Origin of the sequence: Sphingomonas sp. H160509, from assembly GCF_024124765.2 — a bacterium.
GTDB lineage: Bacteria > Pseudomonadota > Alphaproteobacteria > Sphingomonadales > Sphingomonadaceae > Sphingomonas.
Genome location: NZ_JAMXSR020000002.1, coordinates 2,987,781 through 3,008,371, shown reverse-complemented (window position 1 = coordinate 3,008,371; position 20,591 = coordinate 2,987,781). Strand labels below are relative to the sequence as shown.

Here is a 20,591-nt window from a genome sequence, read left to right as displayed (position 1 = left end):
CCGATCCGTTCAGTTTCGGCGCCGCGCCAGGATTTTGCGATTGGTGCTTACATACCGGTCGCATTGGTACAAATGTAGCGCAGGGCACGGAACCGGAGCCCCCTTTTGGTCGCTGGACAGGCATGACCAAGACCAACGGCAAGCCGCTCCACGCCCCGACGCTGCATCACCTGGAACAGCTCATGACCGGGTTGCTCGAAGGGGTGATCCTGATGGATCCGACCGGCATGATCCTCAGCGCGAACCCGGCGGCGTTGAAGATGCACGGCGTCAAGGCGTTGGCCGACCTGGGCGAGACCGCGGACGATTACGCGGCGCGCTTTCGGCTGCGGTACCGTGACGGTCGCAAGCTGCCGCGCCGCGAATATCCGTTGATGCGCCTTCTTGCCGGCGAAAGCTTCCCCGACCTGATCGTCGAGGTCTCGTCACCGGATGCGGACGAACCGCGCTGGGTGCATCAGGTCCGCGACATCGTCATGGACGAGGATGGCGGCGATCCCGATTGCCTGGGGATGGTCATCAACGACGTCTCCGAACGGTTCGACGCGGAGGACCGGTTCCAGGCGATGTTCCACGCGAACCCCGCCCCTGCCCTCATCATGCGGGTCGCCGACCAGCGCTATGTCCTGGTCAACCAAGGGTTCCTCGATCTCTCCGGCTACGACCGCGGCCAGATCGTCGGCAAGACGCTGTTCGATCTCGACTTCCTCGCCGAGGTCGAGCGCAAGCCGTTCGTCAAGGAACGCGTCGCCGCCGGCAAGACCGTCCCGCAACTGGAGGCGGAACTGCCGCTCGCGGGGGGCGACAAGACGCTGGTCATCCTCGCCGGCCAACCGATCGAACTCGCCAACGAAGACTGCCTTCTCTTCACCTTCGCCGACCTCGAACCCCGACGGCGCGCGCAACTGGCGCTACAGGCGAGCGAACGGCATTTCGCGTCGGTGTTCGAGATGGCTCCCGTCGCGATGGTCATCACCAAGGGCGACGAGAACCGCATCGTGCAGGTGAACGCGGCGTTCAAGAGTCTCACCGGCTACACCGATCACGCGGTCGTCGACCGGATCGCCGACGATCTCCAGCTATGGAACGACGCCGCGCAGCGGGTTGAACTCGAAACCGAGATCCGCGAGCGGAACGGTATTCGCGGCCACGATGTCCGCCTGTTGCACAAGAACGGCGAGACGCTGGACTGCCTCGTCTCCGCCGAACGGATCAGCGTCGACGGCACGCCCTGCGTCCTGTGGCTGTACCAGGACATCACGGCGCGCCGCCGCGGGGAACTCGAACTCGTCGAGGCGATCGACGCGGTGATGAAGGACGCCAACTGGCTCAGCCGGTCGATCATGGACAAGCTGGCGACGCTGCGAAATCCGCGCGCCGGCTCGGGCGCCACGCCTCCCACCACCGAACTTAGCAAGCGCGAGCGCGAGGTGCTCGAACTGATCTGCCAGGACCTCGACGATGCGGCGATCGCCACCCGGCTCGACCTGTCGCGCAACACGGTGCGCAACCATGTCGCGCGGCTTTACGCGAAGATCGGCGTCAACCGGCGCAGTGCCGCGATCGTGTGGGCGCATGAACGCGGCGTCGGGGCGTAACGCGCATCAGGCCTTGTGGTGCGCGTGGAACAGCTTGCCGCCCTCGACCACATACACCACCGCCAGCACGCCAAGCCCGATCGCGAGATAGCCGATCGCCAGCGGATAGGTCGTGCCGTTATACGACTGGCCGATCAGCGACCCGACGATCACTGCGCCGACGCTGGTGATGAACCCCTGGATCGACGATGCGGTACCGGCGATATGCCCGACGGGCTCCATCGCCATTGCTCCAAAATTGGAGCCGCACAGGCCGATGCACGTCATGCTCAGTGCCTGGAACAGCATGTAAGTCCATAGCGATTCCGAGCCCGCAGCGATCACGCCGATGTGAACCACCGAGAGCGCGATCAGCCCGAGCACCGCAGCCTGCGATATGAGCCGCGTGCCGAGGCGCTCGACCAGCCGGCTGTTGGCGAACGACGCGCACCCCATCGAAAACGCGCAGACCGCGAACAGGATCGTGAACCGCTCGCCGGCATGGAACTCGTCGACGAAGATCTGTTGCGCCGACGACACGAAGGCGATGATCCCGCCGAACGTCATCGACGCCGCGACCGCATAGCCTGCCGAATAGCGGTTGGTCAGCGTCAGCGTGTACGCCTGGCGGAGCGACGCGAACGACAGCGGCGACCGGCGCTCGACCGGCAGCGATTCCCGCAACCGCGTCACCGACCAGGCGAGGACGAACGCCGCAAAGCCCGCCAGCGCGTAGAAGATGAAACGCCACGGACCGAACTGGAGCAGCACCTGCCCGAGGCTGGGCGCCATGATGGGCACCAGGAAGAAGATCATCTGCGCCACGGACAACGTGCGCGCCATCTGGCGACCCGAATACCGATCCCGGACGATCGCGACCGCGAGCACGCGCGTCGACGCGGACATCAGCCCCTGCAGAACGCGTGCGCCGAGCAGCGCGGCAAAGGTCTGCGATCCGGCTGCGAAGATGCTCGCCGCGACGAATCCCGTGAGCGTGACGAGCAGGATGATCCGGCGGCCGTAGCGATCGGCGAGCGGCCCGTAGACGAGCTGCCCGGCGCCGAAGCCGAGCATGTACGCGGTGATGATCCATTGGCGATGGTTCGCGGTGGCGATGCCAAGCTGGTGGCCGATATCGGCGAGCGCGGGCAGCATCAGGTCGACGCCGAGCGCGTTGACCGCCATCAACGCGGCGATGAAGGCGACGAACTCGCCTGGACGCATCGATGGGGCAGCAATTTTGTCGTTCATGAAAGCCGCTTAGGACTGTCGCCGCTCGAACGCCATGCCCGAGCGCTGGACTCGGACGCCGTGACGGAAAGGCGATGGCGACTGATCGAACGACGAGGATGCCGTCGACCAGTCGCCGATGCGCTTAGGGCTTCTTGAACTTGTAGACGAACTGGTCGGTCGTGCCGCGGATCGCGGGGTCGAATACCGGCTTGGTATGATCGTCGGCGGGATTGCGCAGTGCGGTGGACTCGCCAACGAACTTGAACCCTGCCGCCTGGACCTGCGCCTTTACCGCCGCCGGGTCGATCCGGTGCCGCGTCTCGGTCCCGCCCAGGCCGCTGCCGGTGGCATCCGCATGATCGATCACGACGTAGATGCCGCCGCGCTTGAGCATGTTGAAGACTGCCTTGTCGAACGCCTTCAACGCGCCCTCGCCGCCGCCGTTATTGGCGATGTCGTGGTAGTTCTGCACGGTCCAGAACAGGTCGACCGGCTTGGGCGAGGTCGGCAGGTTGGTGGTCTGGACGACGGCGGTGACGTTGGCGAGGTTGCGCGCCTGAAGTGCGGGCAGCGTCTTCTCGGCGTATTTCGCGCCGGCTGCCGGCCACACTGCGTAGACATGGCCCTTGGGTCCGACGACGCCGGTGAAGATCCGGGTCCAATAGCCGGCACCCGGCAGGTAATCGACGACCACGTTGCCCGGCCGCACGCCGGAGAAGGCGAGTACGTCGGCGGCCTTGCGGCGGGCATCATCGCCTTGCTGGTCGGCGCGCGCCGGATTGGCGAGCGCGCTGGTGACCGCGGGGCTGACCTTCTGCGCATGCGCGGCCGTTGTGCTCGCCGCGATGGTCATCGCCACTGCAACGCTCGTCCAGATCGTTTTCATCATCCGTCTCCCACCGTCCGGACGACAATGCCGGCTCGGTGAGGAGGATCGGCCGGAAGCCGGCGCTAGTCCAGATCGTTTTCGCTGATGACGACGATCTCCTGGTCGGGATCGCGCGCCAGCGCGACGACGCCGAGTTCGGCGATCTCTTCGGCATGCTGCTTGAGAATCGCCACGGCGTCGCCTTCGGGCGATACCGTGCTCAGCGCTTCGAGCACGTCGTACTGGACCGCGAACTGATAGCGCTCCTCGCTCACTTCGGCCTCGAACTCGACCTGGCGCAGGTCGCTATTGTCTTCGAGAGTCTTGGTGTCGATGTTCAAACGGTCTTCGGCCATGTCTTTGCTCCTGCTATGCGCCGACAACAGTCCGGGGGGCGGAATCGAGCCATTCCTCCCCCCGAAAGATGCGGTTGCTTAAAGCCCGATCTGGAGGTTGGCGCGCAACGACAGCGCGACGCGACCCTGTTGCTGCTCGGCGTTGAACTCGCCGCCCATCCGGAAGATGCCGTTGCCGCCGACGCCGCGCAGCTTGCCGACCCAGCCGCTGGTGCGCTTGTCGGGGGTCAGCGTGAACGACTGGCCGCCTTCGAACGACGCGGTGGTCGCGCCCAGGCTGCCGCCGACGATCTGGCGACGGCCGCCTTCGGCTTCGACGCGGAACCAGCCATTCTCGAACTTGGGTCCACCGAAGTTCAGCCCGAGTGCGCCGCTGCCGGTGACCGCCAGCTCATCGCTGGTCCGCGACCGCACGACCAGGTCGATCGCCTTGCCGCCGCCGGTCTCGCTGTAGCCGTCCTCCTTGAGCTTGTAGTAATCGATCGCAAGGACCGGGCGGAAGGTGAGCATGCCGGTGCCGGCCTCGTACGACAGGCCACCGGACGCCGCGTACAGAGTGCCGTCCCAGTTGCCTTTGGCGGTCCGGGCAACGGCCTCGGCGCCGATCGCGCCGGCGAACTGACGGACACCGTCGAACTTCACCTTCGCCCCCGACGCACGCGCGTTGGCCTGGAGGCCGCCCCAATGCCCGCGCCAGTATCCGGCCAGTTCATACTGGTCCGTATTCACCTCGTTGTCCGTGCCGTCGTCGGCATCCTGGCCGTGGAGATAGGCGAGCGAGGTGCCGAAGTTGCCCACACCCGTCTTGTATTCCGCACCCGCCGAGACGCCCCAGCCGCTGATGTCGTAACCCGCGGTATCGGCGACGCTCTTCGACGTGCCCCACGCGACCTGCGTCACCCAATAGCCCCATTTGCCTTCGTCCTTGAACGGGCCGTGCGGGTCGGCGAGCAGGCGAGCGGTGGCGCGCGAGCCCATCGTCACGGTCTCGAACGTGCCGCCGGCATGGTCGGGCAGCATCTGGCGGACCGAGCCGCGGAACGCGTCGGCTTCGGTGATGTTGAGGAACGCGCCACCGACCTTCGCGTCGTTGCCGAGCGCCTTGTAGATCGCGTCATACGCCGACGCCTGCGAGCGGTTGAGGCCGAGTTCGGTCGACGATTTGCGCGCGATATCGACGGCCAGGTCGTTGCCCGTGCCGGTCGCGATGCTGCCCTTGTATAGGAAGGGGAGGAGTGTCGTGGTCGCGGTCAGGTTTGCGGCGCCCGTCAACGTGCCGGCGCGCAGGACGGTGTAGCGGCCCTCCGCATCGACGACGCTGGTGAGCTTCAGGGCGAGCTTCGAATCCTTGTCGAACGATGCCGTGCCGGCGACCTGGATCATCGTGCTGGTGCCGCCCGCCTTGTCGAGCGTCACGGCGAGGATACCGCCGCCGCCGACCGACAGCGACGCGATCGACGCGGCCTTGGTGATGTCGAGCGTGCCGCCGTTGACCGCGACCGCAAGGCCGCCCGAATTGGCGAGCGTGCCGGAGAAGCGCGACGTGCCGCCGAGCGTCAGCGTGTCGGTACCGCCACCGAAGTCCGCCGCGCCGCTGAACACCGACGTCCCGGCGAGCGTGAGCGCATCGTTGCCAGCGCCGAACACTGCGCCGCCGGAGAAATTGGCATCGCCCGACAGCGCGAGGCGGTTGTTGCCGCTGCCGAAGCGCGCGGTGCCGGCGACCGTGCCATCGGCGACGTCGAACAGATCGTTGCCGCTGCCGAAGCGCACGTCGCCGACGATCGCGGGCGCCGCGATGCCGGTCGCGACTGCGGTCTGGCGAACGATCGTGCCGCTGGCGTTCGCCGAGAGGTCGATCGCGACGTTGCGCTCGGAGGTGGCCAGCGCGCCCGTTGCACCGATGCCGCCGCTGTTCTCGACCAGCGTCACGGTGCCCGACCGATCGAGGATCGCGATCGCGGTGCCATCGGCGGCCTGCGCGGTCGCCTTGATCGTGCCGCTGTTGCGGATCGTGGCGACGGATGCGCCGGTATCGATCAGGACTGCCGTCGAACGCAATGCGGCTGTGCCGCCGCCTGACGCGGCGATCGTGCCGGCGTTGCGGATCTCGGGGGTCGACGCGCCCGTACCAAGCTTCAACGCGGTCGCACTCGCGCCGTTTGCGGTTGCCGCTACGGTGCCGTTGATGCCGATCCCGCCTGCGATCGTCACCGCGCCGCCAAGGCCGCCGATCGCCAGGCCATTGCCCTCGACGCCGCCATAGACGCCGCTGCCCGCGATGCCGCCATCGACGATCAGGCCGAAGCCGGTCCCGGTGCCGGCGACCGCGCCGATCGCGACGGCGCGCGTGGCCGATCCGATCTGCACCGCTGGCGCAGCGCCGAACGACGTGATCGCCGCGGAGCCTTCGGTGGCGTCGGGAAGACCGTCCTTGTCCTCGTCGGTATCGGTCGTGCTCGCGTCCTTCGGCGGGACCGCGAAGATGATGCCGCCCGAGACGTTGCCCGCGACGATTAGCGCGGATCCGCCCTGCAAAAGGTCGTCGGCGTCGAGCTTCGATACGTCGGCAGGGGCCGTCGCATAGCGATAGCCGGTCGAGCCGAGCGCGCCCTGCACCACCAGCGCACCCGCGATGTCGCCATCGACGCGCGCGGCGACCGCGCCCCTGCCCGATCGCAGCGATCGTACCGGCGAGCCGGACGTTGCCGGTGACGTCGGCGATCCGCACGCCGGTCGATCCGTTGCCGGTGACCGCGGTCTGGCCGTCATGCGTGAAGGCGCCGGTCAGCGGTCCGCCGAGCCAGATGCCGGCGGAGTTGTTGCCCTTCACGGTGATCGCGCCGCTGTTGACGATCGCGCCCGTGTACGCGCCCGCGATGCGGATGCCGGTGCGTCCGGTGCCCGCCGCGAACGGGCCATCGAGGTCGCCGTCCTTGTCGGTGTCGGTCGCGACATAGCTTTCGTCGATGATGATCTTGCCGGTCGCCGCGTTGGTGATCCCGCCGCCGGTGCCGGCGTTGGCGAGGATGCCGGTCGATCCGTCGGCGTTGGTCACCTGGATCGTGCCTTCGTTCGTGACCGCGTTGACGCTGTCGACGGTTACCGCCGTGCCGGTGGTCGGCGTCACCGAACCGGCGGCGGCGATGCGGATATTGTCGGGCGCGCCGGCCTTAATCGTCGAGGTCCGCACCGTGTCGGTCCGCTTGGTATCGATCACGGTCTGCGCCTGGGCGCCCGTGGTTACCGCGAACAGGCAGGTGGTGGTCAGCAAGAGACGACGCATACGGAACCCTTTTCGATGTGTTTTCGAGAAGAGGACGGAGACGTGGCTCGCGAACCTTGAAGCGCGCTCCATTATCGTGCGGCACAATGGCCGAGGCGGCGCGTTGTGCGGCGGACATCTTCAGGGAAATGCCAGCATGATCACCACCATCGCCGAACTCGACCGCATCCGCGACGACAGCAAGCGCCTCGTCACGACGCGCTCGGTGATGTCGGCGGGCGCGGCGGTCGTGCCGATCCCCGGCGCGGACATCGTCGCGGACATCGGCCTGCTCACCAAGCTGCTGCCCGAGATCAGCAAGCGCTTCGGGCTCGCTCACGAACAGGTGCAGAAGCTCGAGCCGCAGCTTGCGCAGCAGGCGCTGGTGATGGCGTCGAGCCTGGGCAACACGATGATCGGCCGGATGGTGACGAAGCGCATCGTCGTTGCCCTGCTCCGCCGCGTCGGCGCGCGCATCGCTGTGGGGTCGATGGCGAAGTTCGTGCCTTTTGCGGGTTCGGCGGTGGCGGCGACGATCAGCTTCGGCGCGATGAAGCTGGTCGGTAATTCGCACGTTGAAGATTGCTACAAGACGGCGCTGGCGTTGCTGCCGGCCGATCAGCGCGCATTGGCGAAGGGCTGAACTCCGATCCTCCCCCGCCAGGGGGAGGTGGATCGCGTAGCGAGACGGAGGGGGCGGACACGCAACGGATGTTGTCATTACCTCCCCCTCCGTCTGGCAAGAGCCAGCCACCTCCCCCTGGCGGGGGAGGATCGAAAGGTCAGTTTAAAACGCGGCGTCCAGGCCGATGCGGATCGTCCGCGGACGCTGTGGCGTGATCTGCCCGCTCCCGACCTGGAACGGCGTCCCGAGCGCGAACCGGTTGCCGACGCTATCCGTCAGGTTCGTGACCCCGAGCGTCACGCCCAACGACGGCCGCCCGATCCGCGCCGTCAGCGCCGTATCGAGATAATCGCCCTGCTCTTCGCCTAGCACCGGGCCGACACCCAACCGCGATCGCCCGACATAGCGCGCCCAGCCATACACGCGCAGTTCCAAGTCTCGCCCGATATCACGCCGGTAATCCGCTCCCAGCCGCCCGGCATAGCGCGCAATGTTCGGCACCTGGCTCATCCGCGCGAGCGCGACGAACAGCGCCGCGCTCGGTTCGGTCACGCGGCTGTCGTTGTAGGTGAAGCCAGCGTCGAGCGTCAGCCCGGCGAGCGGCTTCCACCCGCCCGCCGCGCTGAACGTCCAGATCCGCCCGTCGCCGATGTTGGCGGTACTCGGCAGGCCGGTCGCGTCGATGAAGTCCGCCTGGATATCCTGCCAGATGGTGTGCGACACGCTCGCCGTCAGGTACGCGCGATCGACACCCGCGAGCCCGATGCGCACGCCGCTCTCCAGCGTCCGCACGCGATCATTCTCGAATCGCCGGACGAAATCGCTCTCGATCGCCAGCCCGCCGGGCCGAAAACCCTGCTGGTATCGCCCGTACAACGACACTTTCGGCAGCACCGCCGCGATCAGCGAGGCGGACGGCAGCACGCTCGTCTCGATCCGGTCCGCCGTCACGCGCGCACGGGCGAGCGCGACCGTTTCCAGCCGCGCCGGTGCGATATCCTCGCCGGTCCCCGCGAGCGACGCCCGCGTGACCCGCGCGCCGGCGGTGGCGGTCAGCCCGCGCACCAGTTGCACGCTGCCCTCGCCGTACAGCGTCGCCTCGTCGATGCTGTTGGTCACGCCCGTCACCGGCGCGGGCGCATCGACCGGGCCGAGCGAGCGCGACAACCGCGTGCGATTATGCGTGTAACTGCCGCCGACCACCCAGCCGAACCCGTTTCGCATGGGCCGCCATACCCGCGTCTCGTTCGCGATCATGTCGGTCGCGTTGCGCTGCGCGAACACGCGGGGGCTGCCCGCGGCTGTCGTCAGGGGGCTGCCGAATGCAGGCCAGTTGCTGTTCGGTAGCGTCGGATCGGCGGCTGGCAGGGTCGCGTCGTACCGTTCGGTCAGCGTCTGGCTGACGATCCCGGTCGAGGACTTGACCTTCAGCTCGCCGATCGTGCCCGAGACGACGACCTGCCCCATCATGTAGTCCGCCGAAAACCCCTGCACGATCGCGCTCGACCGCGTCAGAACCGGCGCATCGCGGTCGGCATATTGGCTATCGTCGCCCTTGGTCCATTGCCCGATCCCGCCGAGATCGACCGTCCAGCCATTCCCCGCATCGAGCCGCAGCGCCGCCCGTCCGCCACCGATCCGCGTCCGGTTTACGTCGCGGCGGTCGAGCACCGGATTGTCGATATACCCGCCCTCGCTCACGCCGTAGCCGACGACGCGCAGCGCCACGCGCTCGCCGAGCGGCACGTTCAGCGTCGCGCCGAGATCAGCCCCCGGATCGCCGTGCCACGTCGCGGAGAGGCCGCCTGCGATCGACGCCGATACCGCGCCCAGTTCCGGCGCGTTCGGCACGGTGCGGATAATCCCGCCGAGCGACCCTGCGCCGTACAGCGTACCCTGCGGCCCCTCGAGCACCTCGACGGAGGCGATATCGTAGAGCCGCAGGTCGGGATCGGGCGCGTTGTAGCTCAGCCGCAGGTCACCGAAATACTGGCCGACGGTGGTCTGGGTCGGTCCGGTGAAGCTGGAATCGGCGATGCCGCGAATGAACAGCTTGTTGCGGCCTGCACCGAGATGCGTCGACGATACGCTCGCCAGCCGCGCGAGGGATCGCCTCGGTCCCGCCCGCGCCGCCGAGCGCGAGATCGACGCCATCGAGCAACGCGACCTGCCCTGCGAAATCGCGCAACCGGACGTCGCGCTTGCTGCCGGTGACGACGATGTCCGCGCCCTGAACCGCCGGCGGTGCGGCGACCGGAACGACTTTCGGCCGCTTCACCCGAACGACGCGGGGCGTGCGGGCAGTCAGCCGCCACCCGAAAGCGCCCGCTGCGACGACATCGGCATTCGCCGCAGTCGCCAGCCGGTCGAGCGCCTCGCGCGCGCTCATCCGCCCGCGTACCGCGGGCACGCGCCGCGCCCACAAAGCCGGATCGCCGACGACGATACTTGTCCCCGACTGCCGCCCGAGCGCCAGCACCGCATCCCCAAGACGCCCCGCCGGCAAGTCGACCGCCCCCTGCCCCGCCTGCGCAGGAGCGGCGACGGCGAGTGCCGCGACGACCAGACATCCGCGCATCCTCACGAGCGCGAGGACATCACCCAGTGACCGCCACGCTTGCGGATCGCGACACCGAGCAGCGGCGCGGCAAGGCGGGGATCGCCGGACAGCTTGGCCGTCGCGATGCTGCCGCTAAACGCGCGTTTCGCGACGCCCGGATCGGCGCGCAGGTCGACGCCGAGCGCGCGCGACAGGTCGTCCGCGACCTCCGCCAGCGTTGCGCCCTCATACGCCAGCACGCTGTCGCGCCACGATCCGACGCTGGCGACATCGACCGCGGTCACGGTCGCCTTGCCGTCGCGCACGACCAGCCCCCTGCCCCCTTCACGAGCCGGATGCCGTCGCGGCCCGGATTATAGTCGACCGCGCCTTCCGACACGGCGACGCGCGTCTCGCCCCGCGCGTGCTTCACGTCGAACGCGGTGCCGACATCGACCAGCCGCGCGCCGCCGACGCTCACCTCGAACGGATCGCTGTCGTCGTGCCGGACCACGAACATCGCCTCGCCGCGCTCGAGCGTCGCGACCCGCGGGTCGTCGTGGTCGAGCATCAGGCGCGTCGCACCACCCATCGCGATCGTGCTGCCATCGGCGAGCCGAACCGTCCGCATCGCCCCCCGCCGCCGTCTCGACCGCATAAGGGTACGATCTCGTCTCAGTCGCCTCATACCCGACGAACAGCGCGAGCGACGCGGCGATCGCTCCACCGGCCCAGACCGGCCAGCGCCTCCGCGGAGGCTGCATCGCGATCGGTGCGGCCTGCACGGGCGGCACCGTCGCCGCCATCTCCCTCGATATCCATCGACATCGCATGATAGGCCACTGCGTGACGCGGGTCCGCCTCCAGCCAGGCGTGGAACGCCGGCCAGTCGTCGAACGCATCGCTACCCGTCCGGACGACCCAGTCCAGCGCGCGCGCTTCGATATCGTCATGCTCCGCCATCATGGCCTCCTATAGCCGAAGACGGAGACGTTGCGATCAAGCCTCATCGTAACGTCGCTTCGCATCGATCATCGCGCGATAGGCCTTCCGCAAGTCGCCCTCTACGGTACTGAGGCTCACCCCGAACTCCGCCGCGACCACGCGCTGCTCGATGCCGTCGATCCGGTGACGTCGGAATATCCGCGCCGCCCGGTCGCCGACCGACTGCAACGCCGACTCCGCCAGTGCCGCCTGCTCGCGCGCGATCACGACGCGTTCGGCGGATGGCTCCTCGGATCGGTCGAGCGACGGTCCCCCCGTCGCCTCGGTCCATTCGCGATCGCGCTTCTCCGCCTGCCGCACCGCGCGGTGGCGATCGAGCATCAGGTTGTTCGCCATCCGGTACAGATACGACAGCGGCGACGCGATCGGCCCGGTCGGGGCGGTCTGGATCCGCACCCACAGCTCTTGCAGCAGATCCTCCGCATCGCCCGCGCCGAGCGAGCGGATGAACCGCAGCAGCGTATCGCGGTTTGCTAGAAAAACGGCCTCAAGGCCCGAGGAGTCCATGTCATGCCCGTGTCGATAGGCCGCCGATCGGCGCTCGGCGGCACCGTGTTCCCGGCGGGACGTACAGCGCTTGGCGGGGGAGACACAATCAGCGCGCCCGGCACCGTGTTACTGATGCAACAGCGTCCAGCCCTGCGGCAGGTAGTCGGTCGACATATAGTAGTAGAAGAGGCACGTCCCGTCGCGGCGGTAGGTGCCGCCTTTGACGAGGCCCAGCGCGGTGCTGCCTTCGAACACCGGCGCGCCGCTGTCGCCGGCCTTGCACGTCGGCCCCTCGACCGCGACCCAGGTCGGCAGGCACGCGCCGCCGCACAGATCGCCCGCCGGCGCGAAATCGACCATCGCGATCACTGCACAGCTATAGCCGGTACGCTCGCCGCGATGGCACACGAAGTCGCCGGCGCGCGTGCTCGTGCGGTAGCGCCACGTCGCGACGGGCCGCGCGAGCGTCTTGGCGGTATCCGCGTAGAACAAAGGTGCGTAGCCGACGTCAGGTGCGGTCGCGACGTTGACCTGTACGTCCTGATACCCCCAGCCCCATTGCCCGACGAACGCCAGCGGCCATTCCTCGCGACTGCCGTCCGAAGGGCGCTTGCCGACATAGGATAGCGCGTCCGGGCAATGCGCCGCGGTGACCACGCCATTGCGCAGCCCGTCGGACACGACGAAGCCGGTCGTGCAGGCGTAGCGCTTGCCGTCGACCGTCCCGACGACGCGCCCGCCACCTTCGATCGCGCCGCTGTCGATCGGGGCGGGTATGAGCGTGGGGACGGGAACGACCAGGTCCTGCGCCATGTTCACTGGCGGCTTATCAACGGCTTCGATCCGCACCGGAACGCCGGTCATCGTCGCGATCCGGGCGCGCAGCGCGCCATCGCGGTCGAGATCGGCATCACCCGATGCGATCATCACGACGAGTTCGCCGGTTCGCTGATCGACTCCAAGTCCGGGCGGGTGTGGGAGGGACTCGCGTATCTTCGCCTGATACGCCGTGATCGCGGCGAGCACCGCCTCGCGCGTCGCAGGTGCGCCGGTCCGAAAGACGATCGGCACGACCATCCCGCCCGCCATCACCGACTGATCCGCGACCGGATCGGTGCCGGTCAGCAGCACGACGATGCGGTAATTGGGCTGGTGCTCGATCGCGACGCCGGCCCAGCGATCCTTGTAGGTTTCACGCAGCGCGTCGGTTGCCGGCACGGTGGCGCCCTGCGCGCGCATCCGCCGCAGCGCCTCGTCGAACGGCACGCCGAACCGGGTCGCATACTCTCCCGCATCCTGCATCAGCGCGTCGACCGGCAGTTGCACCTGCGCCGCCGATACCGGCCCCGCCCCGAGTGCGAGCAACGTCGCCGCCAGAAACCACCGAACAGATATAGTGAACATGAACGACGAAATCCTGGGCGCGCGGGTCTTCCGAGGCGTCATACCGCCATGATCTGAACCGGTGCTTTCACGCAAGCGATCGAGGTGATTGCGCGCGATCTCGCAAGCGTCCTATCAAGCACACCATGAAGATCATGCTCTCCGCCAGCCTCGCCGTGCTCGCCTTTGCGAGTGCCCCCGCCGCCGCCCGGCAACTCACCATCGACGACGTGACGATGCTCAGCCGCGTCGGTGCGCCGACCGCGTCGCAGGACGGGCATTGGCTCGTCTGGGCACAGCGCGAGACCGATCTGGCCGCGGACAAGGGGGCGCTACGATCTCTGGCGACTCGACCTGACCACGCCGGGCGCGGCGCCGGTGAAACTGCTCGCCGATCCGCAGGTCAACGAGAACGACCCGCAGATCGTCGGTTCGACCGTGTATTTTACATCGGACAAGGGCGGCGAGGATGCGGTCTGGTCGGTGCCGGTAACGGGCGGCACGCCGCGCAAGCTGACGAGCTTCAAGGGTGGGTTCAGTGGCTTCAAGGTCGCGCCAACCGGCGACAAGTTGCTCGTCTGGGCGGATCGCAAGCCGGGCGCGCCGAGCCTCGAGCCGGCGATGGTGAAGAAGGATCCGAACGCGGGCGCCGGGCGGACGTACGACCAGCTGTTCGTGCGGCATTGGGATACGTGGGCGGACGGCACGCGCTCGCAGCTGTTCGTGTTGCCGCTGACCGCCGCAGGTGCGACCGGGAACGGCGTTCCACTGGTCGGCGCGTTGGTTGGCGATACGCCATCGAAGCCGAATGGCGGCGGCGAGGAAATCTCGTGGAGCCCGGACGGCCGCACCGTCTATTTTGCGCTGCGCGAAGCCGGCCGGATCGAGGCGCTGTCGACCAATCTCGACATCTTCTCGGTGCCCGCGGACGGCTCGGCGGCACCGGTCAACCTGACCGCGGGGAACAAGGCGACCGACAACCTTCCGACGGTATCGCCCGACGGTCGCACCCTCGCCTATTTCGCGATGCGCCGGCCGGGGTTCGAGGCGGATCGCCAGGTGCTGACGCTGCGCGACATCGCCAGCGGCAAGACGGTGTCGCTGACCGAGCGCTGGGACCGGTCGGTCGGTTCGATCGCGTGGGCGCCGGACTCGAAGTCGCTCTACGTGACGGCGGACGACACGCAGGAGACGCCGCTGTTCCGCGTCGATGCGACGAGCGGTGCGGTCACGCGGCTGACGCAGGAGGGGCACGTCAGCGCGGTCGCGATCACGCCGCGGGGGCCTGTGGTGGCGATCGACAGCCTCACCGCACCCGCCGATTTCTTTCGTGTGGGCACTGGCTCACCGCAGCGCCTGACGCAGGTCAACGCGACGAAGCTTGCCGGGATCGACATGCCGACGGTCACGCGGTTCAACTTTAAGGGCGCGAACGCCGACACCGTCTGGGGCTATGCGGTGAAGCCCTATGGGGCGAACGGGAAGGTCCCGATCGCGTACATGGTCCATGGCGGGCCGCAGGGATCGAGCAACAACAGCTGGTCGTATCGCTGGAACCCCGCCGTGTTCGCAGGCGCTGGCTATGGTCTGGTCGCGGTCGATTTCCATGGGTCGACCGGGTACGGACAGGGGCTTCACCGACGCGATCAGCAACAACTGGGGCGGGTGGCCGCTCGATGATCTGAAGAAGGGGCTGGCTGCCGCGACCGACAAGTTCGCATGGCTGGATGCGGACAATGCGTGCGCGCTCGGTGCGTCGTACGGCGGCTACATGATGAACTGGATCGAGGGGCAGTGGCCCGATCGCTTCAAGTGCATCGTGCAGCATGACGGCGTGTTCGACGCGCGCGCGATGGCCTACGAGACGGAAGAACTCTGGTTCGACGAATGGGAGCATGGCGGGAAAGCCTATTACGAGGACCCGCAGGCGTTCGAGAAATGGAACCCGGTCAATTACGTGGCCAAGTGGAAGACGCCGATGCTGGTGATCACCGGCGAGAAGGACTTCCGGATTCCGTACACGCAGGGGCTGGCGACGTTCACGGCGTTGCAGCGGCGTGGGATCCCGTCGCGGTTGCTGGTGAACCCGGGGGAGAACCATTGGGTGCTGAAGCCGAAGAACTCGCGGCAATGGTATGGGGAAGTGCTGGGCTGGATGGGGAAATGGACGGCTAAGTAGGGGCGCCTCCTACCCCCACAAGCCCCCGGCGGAGGCCGGGGCCCAGTTGGAAAGGTCAGAGTAACGGAGCGCACTCTCAGTTAATCACGTTCCCCAACTGGGCCCCGGCCTTCGCCGGGGGGCTGGTCGTAGAGCCTCTCAACAGACCACGACATGTTTCCCCGCGAAGGCGGGGACCCAGACTGGGCTCCCGCCTTCGCGGGAGGCCAAGGAAGGGCCGGGAACGCCTGTTGGTCAGTGTGTCTTCGGCTTCTTCACCGCATGGAGCCCCAGCGCGATCGCGCCGCCCAGAATCAACCCGACGATCCCCGAGAAGAACGCGTTCATCACCCAGTTCACCGCGCCCTTGGCAAACGGCACCGCATGCGAAGCCGCCTCCGCTGTGTCGTGGATCCAGTGCGGCAAAGCGGTGAACCCGAACTCCTCGATCCCGTGAACGATGATCTGCCCCCCGACCCAGACCATCGCCGCCGTCCCGATCACCGACAGCGCCGACATCACGATCGGCATGCCCTTCACCAGCCCACGGCCGATCGCCTGCACCACCGCGCTGCTGCGCTGCGCAAGATGCAGCCCGATATCGTCCATCTTCACGATCAGCGCGACCACGCCGTAGACGCCGATCGTGATGACGATGCCGACCAGCGCCAGCACGATCGCCTGCTCCCAGATCGGTTTGGTCGCGACGTCCGACAGCGCGATCACCATGATCTCGGCGGACAGGATGAAGTCGGTACGGATCGCGCCCGAGACCTTCTGTGCCTCAAGCGTCGCTGCGTCGACCGGCTCGGCGACGACCTCCTCGGCATGGCCGCCGCCGAACGCCTCGAGGATCTTCTCCGCGCCCTCGAAGCACAGATAGGTGCCGCCGATCATCAGCAGCGGCGTCAGCAGCCACGGCGCGAACGCGCTCAACGCGAGCGCTGCGGGCAGGATGAAGACCAGTTTGTTGCGGAACGATCCCAGCGCGATCTTCCCGATCATCGGCAGTTCGCGCTTGGGCTCGAACCCGACCATGTAGCGCGGCGTGACGGCGGCATCGTCGACCACCACGCCGATCGCCTTGCTGCCCGCCTTGCCGGTGGTCGCGGCGATATCGTCGAGGCTCGCGGCGGCGAGCTTGGTGATCCCGGCAATGTCGTCGAGTAGTGCGACCAATCCTGTCGGCATCGATGGTGTCCTTCGCGTAAGTATCGGCGCTCGGTAACGTGACAGGATTGTCATGCAACGGCTTTCGCACTTGCGGTAGTGCGTGGCGGGCGGAATGGTTGCAGCCACCGCGACCCAAGCGACAGGATCCGCCATGACCGACGACTTCATCACGAACCTGCCAAAGGCCGAGCTTCACCTCCACATCGAAGGCAGTCTGGAGCCGGAACTCATGTTCGCGCTGGCCGAGCGCAACAAGGTCGCGATCCCGTTCAAGAGCGTCGAGGATGTTCGCGCTGCGTACAGCTTCACCAATCTCCAGACGTTCCTCGACATATATTACGCGGGCGCAGCAGTGCTCCAGACCGAGGAGGATTTCCGCGATCTGGCGCTCGCCTATTTCGACCGCGTCGCGCAGGACGGCGTCGTCCATGCCGAGATCTTTTTCGACCCGCAGACGCATACGCATCGCGGCATCCCGTTCGACGTCGTCGCGCGCGGGCTGTTCGCGGGGGATCGACGAAGCACAAGCCAAGCACGGCATGTCGGTCGGCCTCATCATGAGCTTCCTGCGCCATCTCGACGAGGAGGACGCGTTCAAGACGTTCGCGCAGGCTGAGCCGTGGCTCGACCAGTTCATCGGCGTCGGGCTCGATCTCGTCCGAGGTCGGCCATCCGCCGTCGAAGTTCGCGCGCGTGTTCGCGGCGTCGGCGGACGCCGGGCTGATGCTGTGCGCGCATGCCGGCGAGGAGGGCCCGCCCGCGTACATCCACGAGGCGCTCGATATTCTTCAGGTGGACAGAATCGACCACGGCAATCGCGCGCTGGAGGATCCGGCCTTGGTCGCTCGCCTCGCACGCGATGCGATGACGCTCACCGTGTGCCCGTTGTCGAACGTCGCGCTCCGCAACGTCGACCGACTGGAGAACCATCCGATCGACCGGATGCTTGATCTCGGGCTGCGCGCGACGATCCATTCGGACGATCCAGCCTATTTCGGCGGTTATATCGGCGAGAATTTCCGCCAGACGGCACGCGCGAAAAACTTGTCTCGCGAGCAGGTCGTAACGCTGGCACGCAACAGCTTCCTCGGCAGTTTCCTGGATGACGACGCGCTCAGCGGCCATCTCGCGACGCTCGACGCTTATGTGAAGGCGCATCCATGATCGGGCGGTTCCTCTCCGTCTTCGAGCCGTTCATCCTGATGCTGCTCGGCACCGTGGTGCTGGCGAGCCTGCTACCGGCACGGGGCGAGATGGCGACGATCGTCGGTTACGCCGCCGATATCGGCATCGTCCTGCTGTTCTTCCTCCACGGCGCGAAGCTGTCGCGCGATGCGATTCTGTCGGGCCTGCGCAACTGGAAGCTGCATCTCGCGGTGCTGGCCATCACCTTCGTCGCGTTCCCGCTGTTCGGGCTTGGGCTGACCGCATTGCCGTTCGTGACCGGGCCGCTCGCCGCCGGGTTGCTGTTCCTGACGCTGCTCCCCTCGACCGTGCAGTCGTCGATCGCCTTCACTGCGATCGCGCGCGGCAATGTCGCGGCGGCGGTATGCAGCGCGTCGTTCTCGAACCTGCTCGGTATCCTCGTCACGCCGGCGCTGGTCGCGCTGCTGATGAACACTTCGGGCAGCGGCGGGATCTCGATCGAGAGTATCGAGGCGATCGTCTTGCAACTGCTGGTGCCGTTCGTCGCCGGGCATCTGCTGCGGCCTTGGATCGGCGCGTGGGTGACGCGCAACAAGAGCCTGCTGACGGTGGTCGATCGCGGGTCGATCCTGCTGGTCGTCTACAGCGCGTTCGGTGCCGCGGTGGTCGAGGGGCTGTGGACCAAATTGTCGCTCGGCGACCTGATCCTGATCGGACTCCTGTGTGCGGCACTGCTCGCGTTCGTGCTCGGGCTGACGTTTGCCGTTGCCCGACTGATGAAACTGCCGCGCGAGGATGCGATCGTGCTGCAGTTCTGCGGTTCGAAGAAGAGCCTCGCGTCGGGTGTGCCGATGGCAGGCGTGTTGTTCCCGCCCGCGCAGGTCGGCGTGATCCTGCTGCCCGTCATGCTGTTCCACCAGCTGCAGCTGATCGCCTGCGCGGTGATCGCCCGCCGCTATGCCGAGTCCGCACCGCGCGATATTGCTTCAGATTAATATCGTAACCCGCTGCGGGTATTTGCTTTGTTCCGCCGGGGGCTGCATGATCGAGGCTCGATAGGAGAGTTTCGGGTAGATGAACGCGTCGAGCGATATTGCCGGTTCCACCGATGGCGTGGGGCTGGACCTTAATGCGTGCGACCGCGAGCCGATCCACATCCCCGGTGCGATCCAGCCGCATGGCCTGCTGCTCGTCGCCGACGCGACCAGTCTAGCGGTGGTCGCGGGTGCGGGCGACCTCGAGACCCGCCTGACCCCCGACTGGCTCGGCAGCGACCTGTCGGCGCTGTTGGCGCAGGACATCGGTGCGATACTCACCGACAACGACACGGTCGCCGGTGTGGCGCTTGCCGGACTGCCGGTAGCGGGCCTGACCGAACGGTTCGACGTCACCCTTCACCGCACCGCTGAACACGTGCTGGTCGAACTCGAACCCGTCGAAGGTGAGCCGGTCACTGCGGCCGGCATGCTCGGCCGGCTCAATGCGATGGCGATGACGTTCGAGCGCGCGAGCAATCTCCAGGCGCTTTGCGAGCGCGCCGCGACCGCATTCCGCCAGTTGACGGGTTTCGACCGCGTCATGGTCTATCGCTTCCTCGACGACGAGGCGGGCCGCGTGATGGCGGAGGACAAGGCGACAGGGCTCGGCACCTTCCTCAACCACCATTTCCCCGCGTCGGACATCCCAAAGCAGGCGCGCGCGCTGTACGTGCGCAACCGGACGCGGACGATCCCGACGATCGATTACGTGCCTGCAGTGCTGCGCCCGGCCGAGTTCGAGACGCTCGACCTGAGCGACGTCGCGCTGCGCAGCGTGTCGCCGATTCATCTGCGCTATCTCGCCAACATGGGCGTGGCAGCGTCGGCCTCGATCTCGATCGTCAAGGACGGGCTGCTCTGGGGCCTGATCGCGTGCCATCACGGCTCGCCGAAGGGCCTCACCCCCGACATCCGTGCAGCGTCGGCGACCCTGGCCAGCGGGCTCGCGCGCCAGATCCGCGCGAAGGAAGAGGCGGAGACGTACCGCGAACGGCTTCGGCTGCGCGCGGCGGAGGATGCGGTCATCCCCAAGCTCGCAACCGAACCGGCCCCACGCAGCATCGTCGCCGCGTTGCGCGACGACCTCCGACGGATGCTCGACGGCGACGGCTTCGCCTATGTCGAGGGCACGATTGTCGATACCGACGGGCCTTGTCCCGGTAAGGACGACATTCTCGATCTCGCCGCATGGACTCGCACGAGGGGCGTGATCGAGCCGTTCACGACGCATGAACTGTCGGCACTGTTGCCCCGCGCCGAAGCTTACCGTGCGCAGGCGAGCGGCCTGCTCGCGCTGCCGCTGGTCGACGAGGGGGCGGTGCTGTTGTGGTTCCGGGCCGAGCAGATCGAAGAGGTCGAATGGGCCGGCAATCCGCACAAGGCGGTGTCGGTCGATCCCAACGCGGTGCTGACCCCGCGCACGTCGTTCGAATCCTGGACGCAGGCGGTCAGCGGTCGATCGCGGCGCTGGACGCGCGAGGAGATCGAGGCCGCGCACCGCCTGCGCCGTGCGTTCCACGACGCGCATATCAACCAGCGCCTGCGCCTGCTCAACGCCGACCTGCAACGGACGCTCGCCGACAAGGACGCATTGATCGCGCAGAAGGACGTCCTGATGAAGGAGGTCAATCACCGCGTGCAGAACAGCCTGCAATTGGTCGCGGCGTTCCTATCTTTGCAGGCGAAGTCGTCCGACGACGCGAAGGTGAAGGGAGCATCTCGCCGAGGCGCAGGCAA

The 20,591-nt window shown here is 67.3% G+C and carries 16 protein-coding genes and 3 pseudogenes; 7 read left to right on the top strand and 12 right to left on the bottom strand.

Annotated elements, in window-relative coordinates; all coding sequences use genetic code 11:
- Positions 1 to 122 precede the first annotated feature (122 nt).
- The gene (locus NHF48_RS16635; RefSeq protein ID WP_274705165.1) at positions 123 to 1,598 is read left to right on the top strand and encodes a helix-turn-helix transcriptional regulator; all 1,476 of its coding nucleotides are present in this window, start codon (positions 123 to 125) and stop codon (positions 1,596 to 1,598) included.
- 6 nt (positions 1,599 to 1,604) lie between these two features.
- On the opposite strand, the gene NHF48_RS16625 is transcribed toward NHF48_RS16635, so the two are convergent.
- The 4 genes from NHF48_RS16625 to NHF48_RS16610 form a co-directional block, all read right to left on the bottom strand.
- Entirely contained in the window at positions 1,605 to 2,801 is a 1,197-nt protein-coding gene (locus NHF48_RS16625) for a multidrug effflux MFS transporter (protein WP_107952523.1), read from the bottom strand.
- A 151-nt stretch (positions 2,802 to 2,952) separates the two neighbouring features.
- The gene (locus NHF48_RS16620) at positions 2,953 to 3,696 is read right to left on the bottom strand and encodes a class I SAM-dependent methyltransferase (RefSeq protein WP_253071740.1); all 744 of its coding nucleotides are present in this window, start codon (positions 3,694 to 3,696) and stop codon (positions 2,953 to 2,955) included.
- Between the two features lie 65 nt (positions 3,697 to 3,761).
- On the bottom strand, positions 3,762 to 4,034 hold the full coding sequence (locus tag NHF48_RS16615) for a hypothetical protein (RefSeq protein ID WP_253071739.1): 273 nt from the start codon (positions 4,032 to 4,034) through the stop codon (positions 3,762 to 3,764).
- Positions 4,035 to 4,112: 78 nt separating this feature from the next.
- Positions 4,113 to 6,653 carry an autotransporter outer membrane beta-barrel domain-containing protein gene (locus NHF48_RS16610; RefSeq protein WP_342454673.1) on the bottom strand — a complete coding sequence of 847 codons (2,541 nt, stop codon included), beginning with the start codon at positions 6,651 to 6,653 and terminating at the stop codon, positions 4,113 to 4,115.
- A 92-nt stretch (positions 6,654 to 6,745) separates the two neighbouring features.
- On the opposite strand from NHF48_RS16610, the gene NHF48_RS25310 reads away from it, so the two are divergent.
- Both NHF48_RS25310 and NHF48_RS25305 read left to right on the top strand, forming a co-directional pair.
- A complete protein-coding gene (locus NHF48_RS25310) occupies positions 6,746 to 6,994 on the top strand; it encodes a hypothetical protein (RefSeq protein ID WP_342454672.1) in 249 nt (82 codons plus the stop codon).
- A 9-nt stretch (positions 6,995 to 7,003) separates the two neighbouring features.
- A complete protein-coding gene (locus tag NHF48_RS25305; protein ID WP_342454671.1) occupies positions 7,004 to 7,942 on the top strand; it encodes a hypothetical protein in 939 nt (312 codons plus the stop codon).
- A gap of 144 nt (positions 7,943 to 8,086) precedes the next feature.
- On the opposite strand, the gene NHF48_RS16600 is transcribed toward NHF48_RS25305, so the two are convergent.
- The 7 genes from NHF48_RS16600 to NHF48_RS16575 all read right to left on the bottom strand — a co-directional run bounded on the left by NHF48_RS16600 (position 8,087) and on the right by NHF48_RS16575 (position 13,403).
- The gene (locus NHF48_RS16600) at positions 8,087 to 10,021 is read right to left on the bottom strand and encodes a TonB-dependent receptor (RefSeq protein ID WP_342454759.1); all 1,935 of its coding nucleotides are present in this window, start codon (positions 10,019 to 10,021) and stop codon (positions 8,087 to 8,089) included.
- On the bottom strand, positions 9,903 to 10,502 hold the full coding sequence (locus NHF48_RS25300; RefSeq protein WP_342454670.1) for a hypothetical protein: 600 nt from the start codon (positions 10,500 to 10,502) through the stop codon (positions 9,903 to 9,905). The genes NHF48_RS16600 and NHF48_RS25300 overlap by 119 nt, the downstream gene beginning before the upstream one ends.
- A gap of 2 nt (positions 10,503 to 10,504) precedes the next feature.
- Positions 10,505 to 10,789 carry a hypothetical protein gene (locus NHF48_RS16595; RefSeq protein ID WP_253071737.1) on the bottom strand — a complete coding sequence of 95 codons (285 nt, stop codon included), beginning with the start codon at positions 10,787 to 10,789 and terminating at the stop codon, positions 10,505 to 10,507.
- Complete coding sequence (locus NHF48_RS16590) at positions 10,765 to 11,094, bottom strand: FecR domain-containing protein (protein ID WP_253071736.1); 330 nt, start codon at positions 11,092 to 11,094, stop codon at positions 10,765 to 10,767. Before NHF48_RS16590 ends, NHF48_RS16595 begins: the two co-directional genes overlap by 25 nt.
- 53 nt (positions 11,095 to 11,147) lie before the next feature.
- Positions 11,148 to 11,426, bottom strand: a complete 279-nt coding sequence (locus NHF48_RS16585) for a FecR/PupR family sigma factor regulator (RefSeq protein WP_253071735.1) — start codon at positions 11,424 to 11,426, stop codon at positions 11,148 to 11,150.
- 36 nt (positions 11,427 to 11,462) lie between these two features.
- Positions 11,463 to 11,975, bottom strand: a complete 513-nt coding sequence (locus NHF48_RS16580) for an RNA polymerase sigma factor (RefSeq protein WP_107951849.1) — start codon at positions 11,973 to 11,975, stop codon at positions 11,463 to 11,465.
- A 108-nt stretch (positions 11,976 to 12,083) separates the two neighbouring features.
- A complete protein-coding gene (locus NHF48_RS16575; RefSeq protein ID WP_253071734.1) occupies positions 12,084 to 13,403 on the bottom strand; it encodes a S1 family peptidase in 1,320 nt (439 codons plus the stop codon).
- Between the two features lie 83 nt (positions 13,404 to 13,486).
- Here NHF48_RS16575 and NHF48_RS16570 point away from each other — a divergent pair.
- A pseudogene (locus NHF48_RS16570) lies at positions 13,487 to 15,519 on the top strand (prolyl oligopeptidase family serine peptidase).
- A 234-nt stretch (positions 15,520 to 15,753) separates the two neighbouring features.
- On the opposite strand, the gene NHF48_RS16565 reads toward NHF48_RS16570, so the two are convergent.
- Positions 15,754 to 16,689: a DUF808 domain-containing protein gene (locus NHF48_RS16565; RefSeq protein WP_253071733.1), complete on the bottom strand. Its 936-nt coding sequence runs from the start codon at positions 16,687 to 16,689 to the stop codon at positions 15,754 to 15,756.
- A 133-nt stretch (positions 16,690 to 16,822) separates the two neighbouring features.
- Here NHF48_RS16565 and NHF48_RS16560 point away from each other — a divergent pair.
- The 3 genes and pseudogenes from NHF48_RS16560 to NHF48_RS16550 all read left to right on the top strand — a co-directional run.
- Positions 16,823 to 17,835, top strand: a pseudogene (locus NHF48_RS16560) (adenosine deaminase).
- Positions 17,832 to 18,812, top strand: coding sequence for a bile acid:sodium symporter family protein (locus NHF48_RS16555; protein ID WP_253071732.1), 981 nt, complete (start codon positions 17,832 to 17,834; stop codon positions 18,810 to 18,812). The pseudogene NHF48_RS16560 and the gene NHF48_RS16555 overlap by 4 nt, the downstream one beginning before the upstream one ends.
- A gap of 79 nt (positions 18,813 to 18,891) precedes the next feature.
- Positions 18,892 to 20,529: pseudogene (locus NHF48_RS16550) on the top strand (GAF domain-containing protein); the annotation flags it as partial.
- Positions 20,530 to 20,591 lie beyond the last annotated feature (62 nt).

Bases quoted from the DNA above. Each gene is read 5' to 3' on its own strand.
- NHF48_RS16555 (WP_253071732.1), top strand. From the start codon at position 17,832: ATGATCGGGCGGTTCCTCTCCGTCTTCGAGCCGTTCATCCTGATGCTG.
- NHF48_RS16585 (WP_253071735.1), bottom strand. From the start codon at position 11,426: ATGGCGGAGCATGACGATATCGAAGCGCGCGCGCTGGACTGGGTCGTC.
- NHF48_RS16565 (WP_253071733.1), bottom strand. From the start codon at position 16,689: ATGCCGACAGGATTGGTCGCACTACTCGACGACATTGCCGGGATCACC.
- NHF48_RS16620 (WP_253071740.1), bottom strand. From the start codon at position 3,696: ATGAAAACGATCTGGACGAGCGTTGCAGTGGCGATGACCATCGCGGCG.
- NHF48_RS16590 (WP_253071736.1), bottom strand. From the start codon at position 11,094: ATGCGGACGGTTCGGCTCGCCGATGGCAGCACGATCGCGATGGGTGGT.
- NHF48_RS16575 (WP_253071734.1), bottom strand. From the start codon at position 13,403: ATGACGCCTCGGAAGACCCGCGCGCCCAGGATTTCGTCGTTCATGTTC.
- NHF48_RS16635 (WP_274705165.1), top strand. From the start codon at position 123: ATGACCAAGACCAACGGCAAGCCGCTCCACGCCCCGACGCTGCATCAC.
- NHF48_RS16615 (WP_253071739.1), bottom strand. From the start codon at position 4,034: ATGGCCGAAGACCGTTTGAACATCGACACCAAGACTCTCGAAGACAAT.
- NHF48_RS25300 (WP_342454670.1), bottom strand. From the start codon at position 10,502: ATGCGCGGATGTCTGGTCGTCGCGGCACTCGCCGTCGCCGCTCCTGCG.
- NHF48_RS16625 (WP_107952523.1), bottom strand. From the start codon at position 2,801: ATGCGTCCAGGCGAGTTCGTCGCCTTCATCGCCGCGTTGATGGCGGTC.
- NHF48_RS16580 (WP_107951849.1), bottom strand. From the start codon at position 11,975: ATGGACTCCTCGGGCCTTGAGGCCGTTTTTCTAGCAAACCGCGATACG.
- NHF48_RS25305 (WP_342454671.1), top strand. From the start codon at position 7,004: ATGATGATCTTGCCGGTCGCCGCGTTGGTGATCCCGCCGCCGGTGCCG.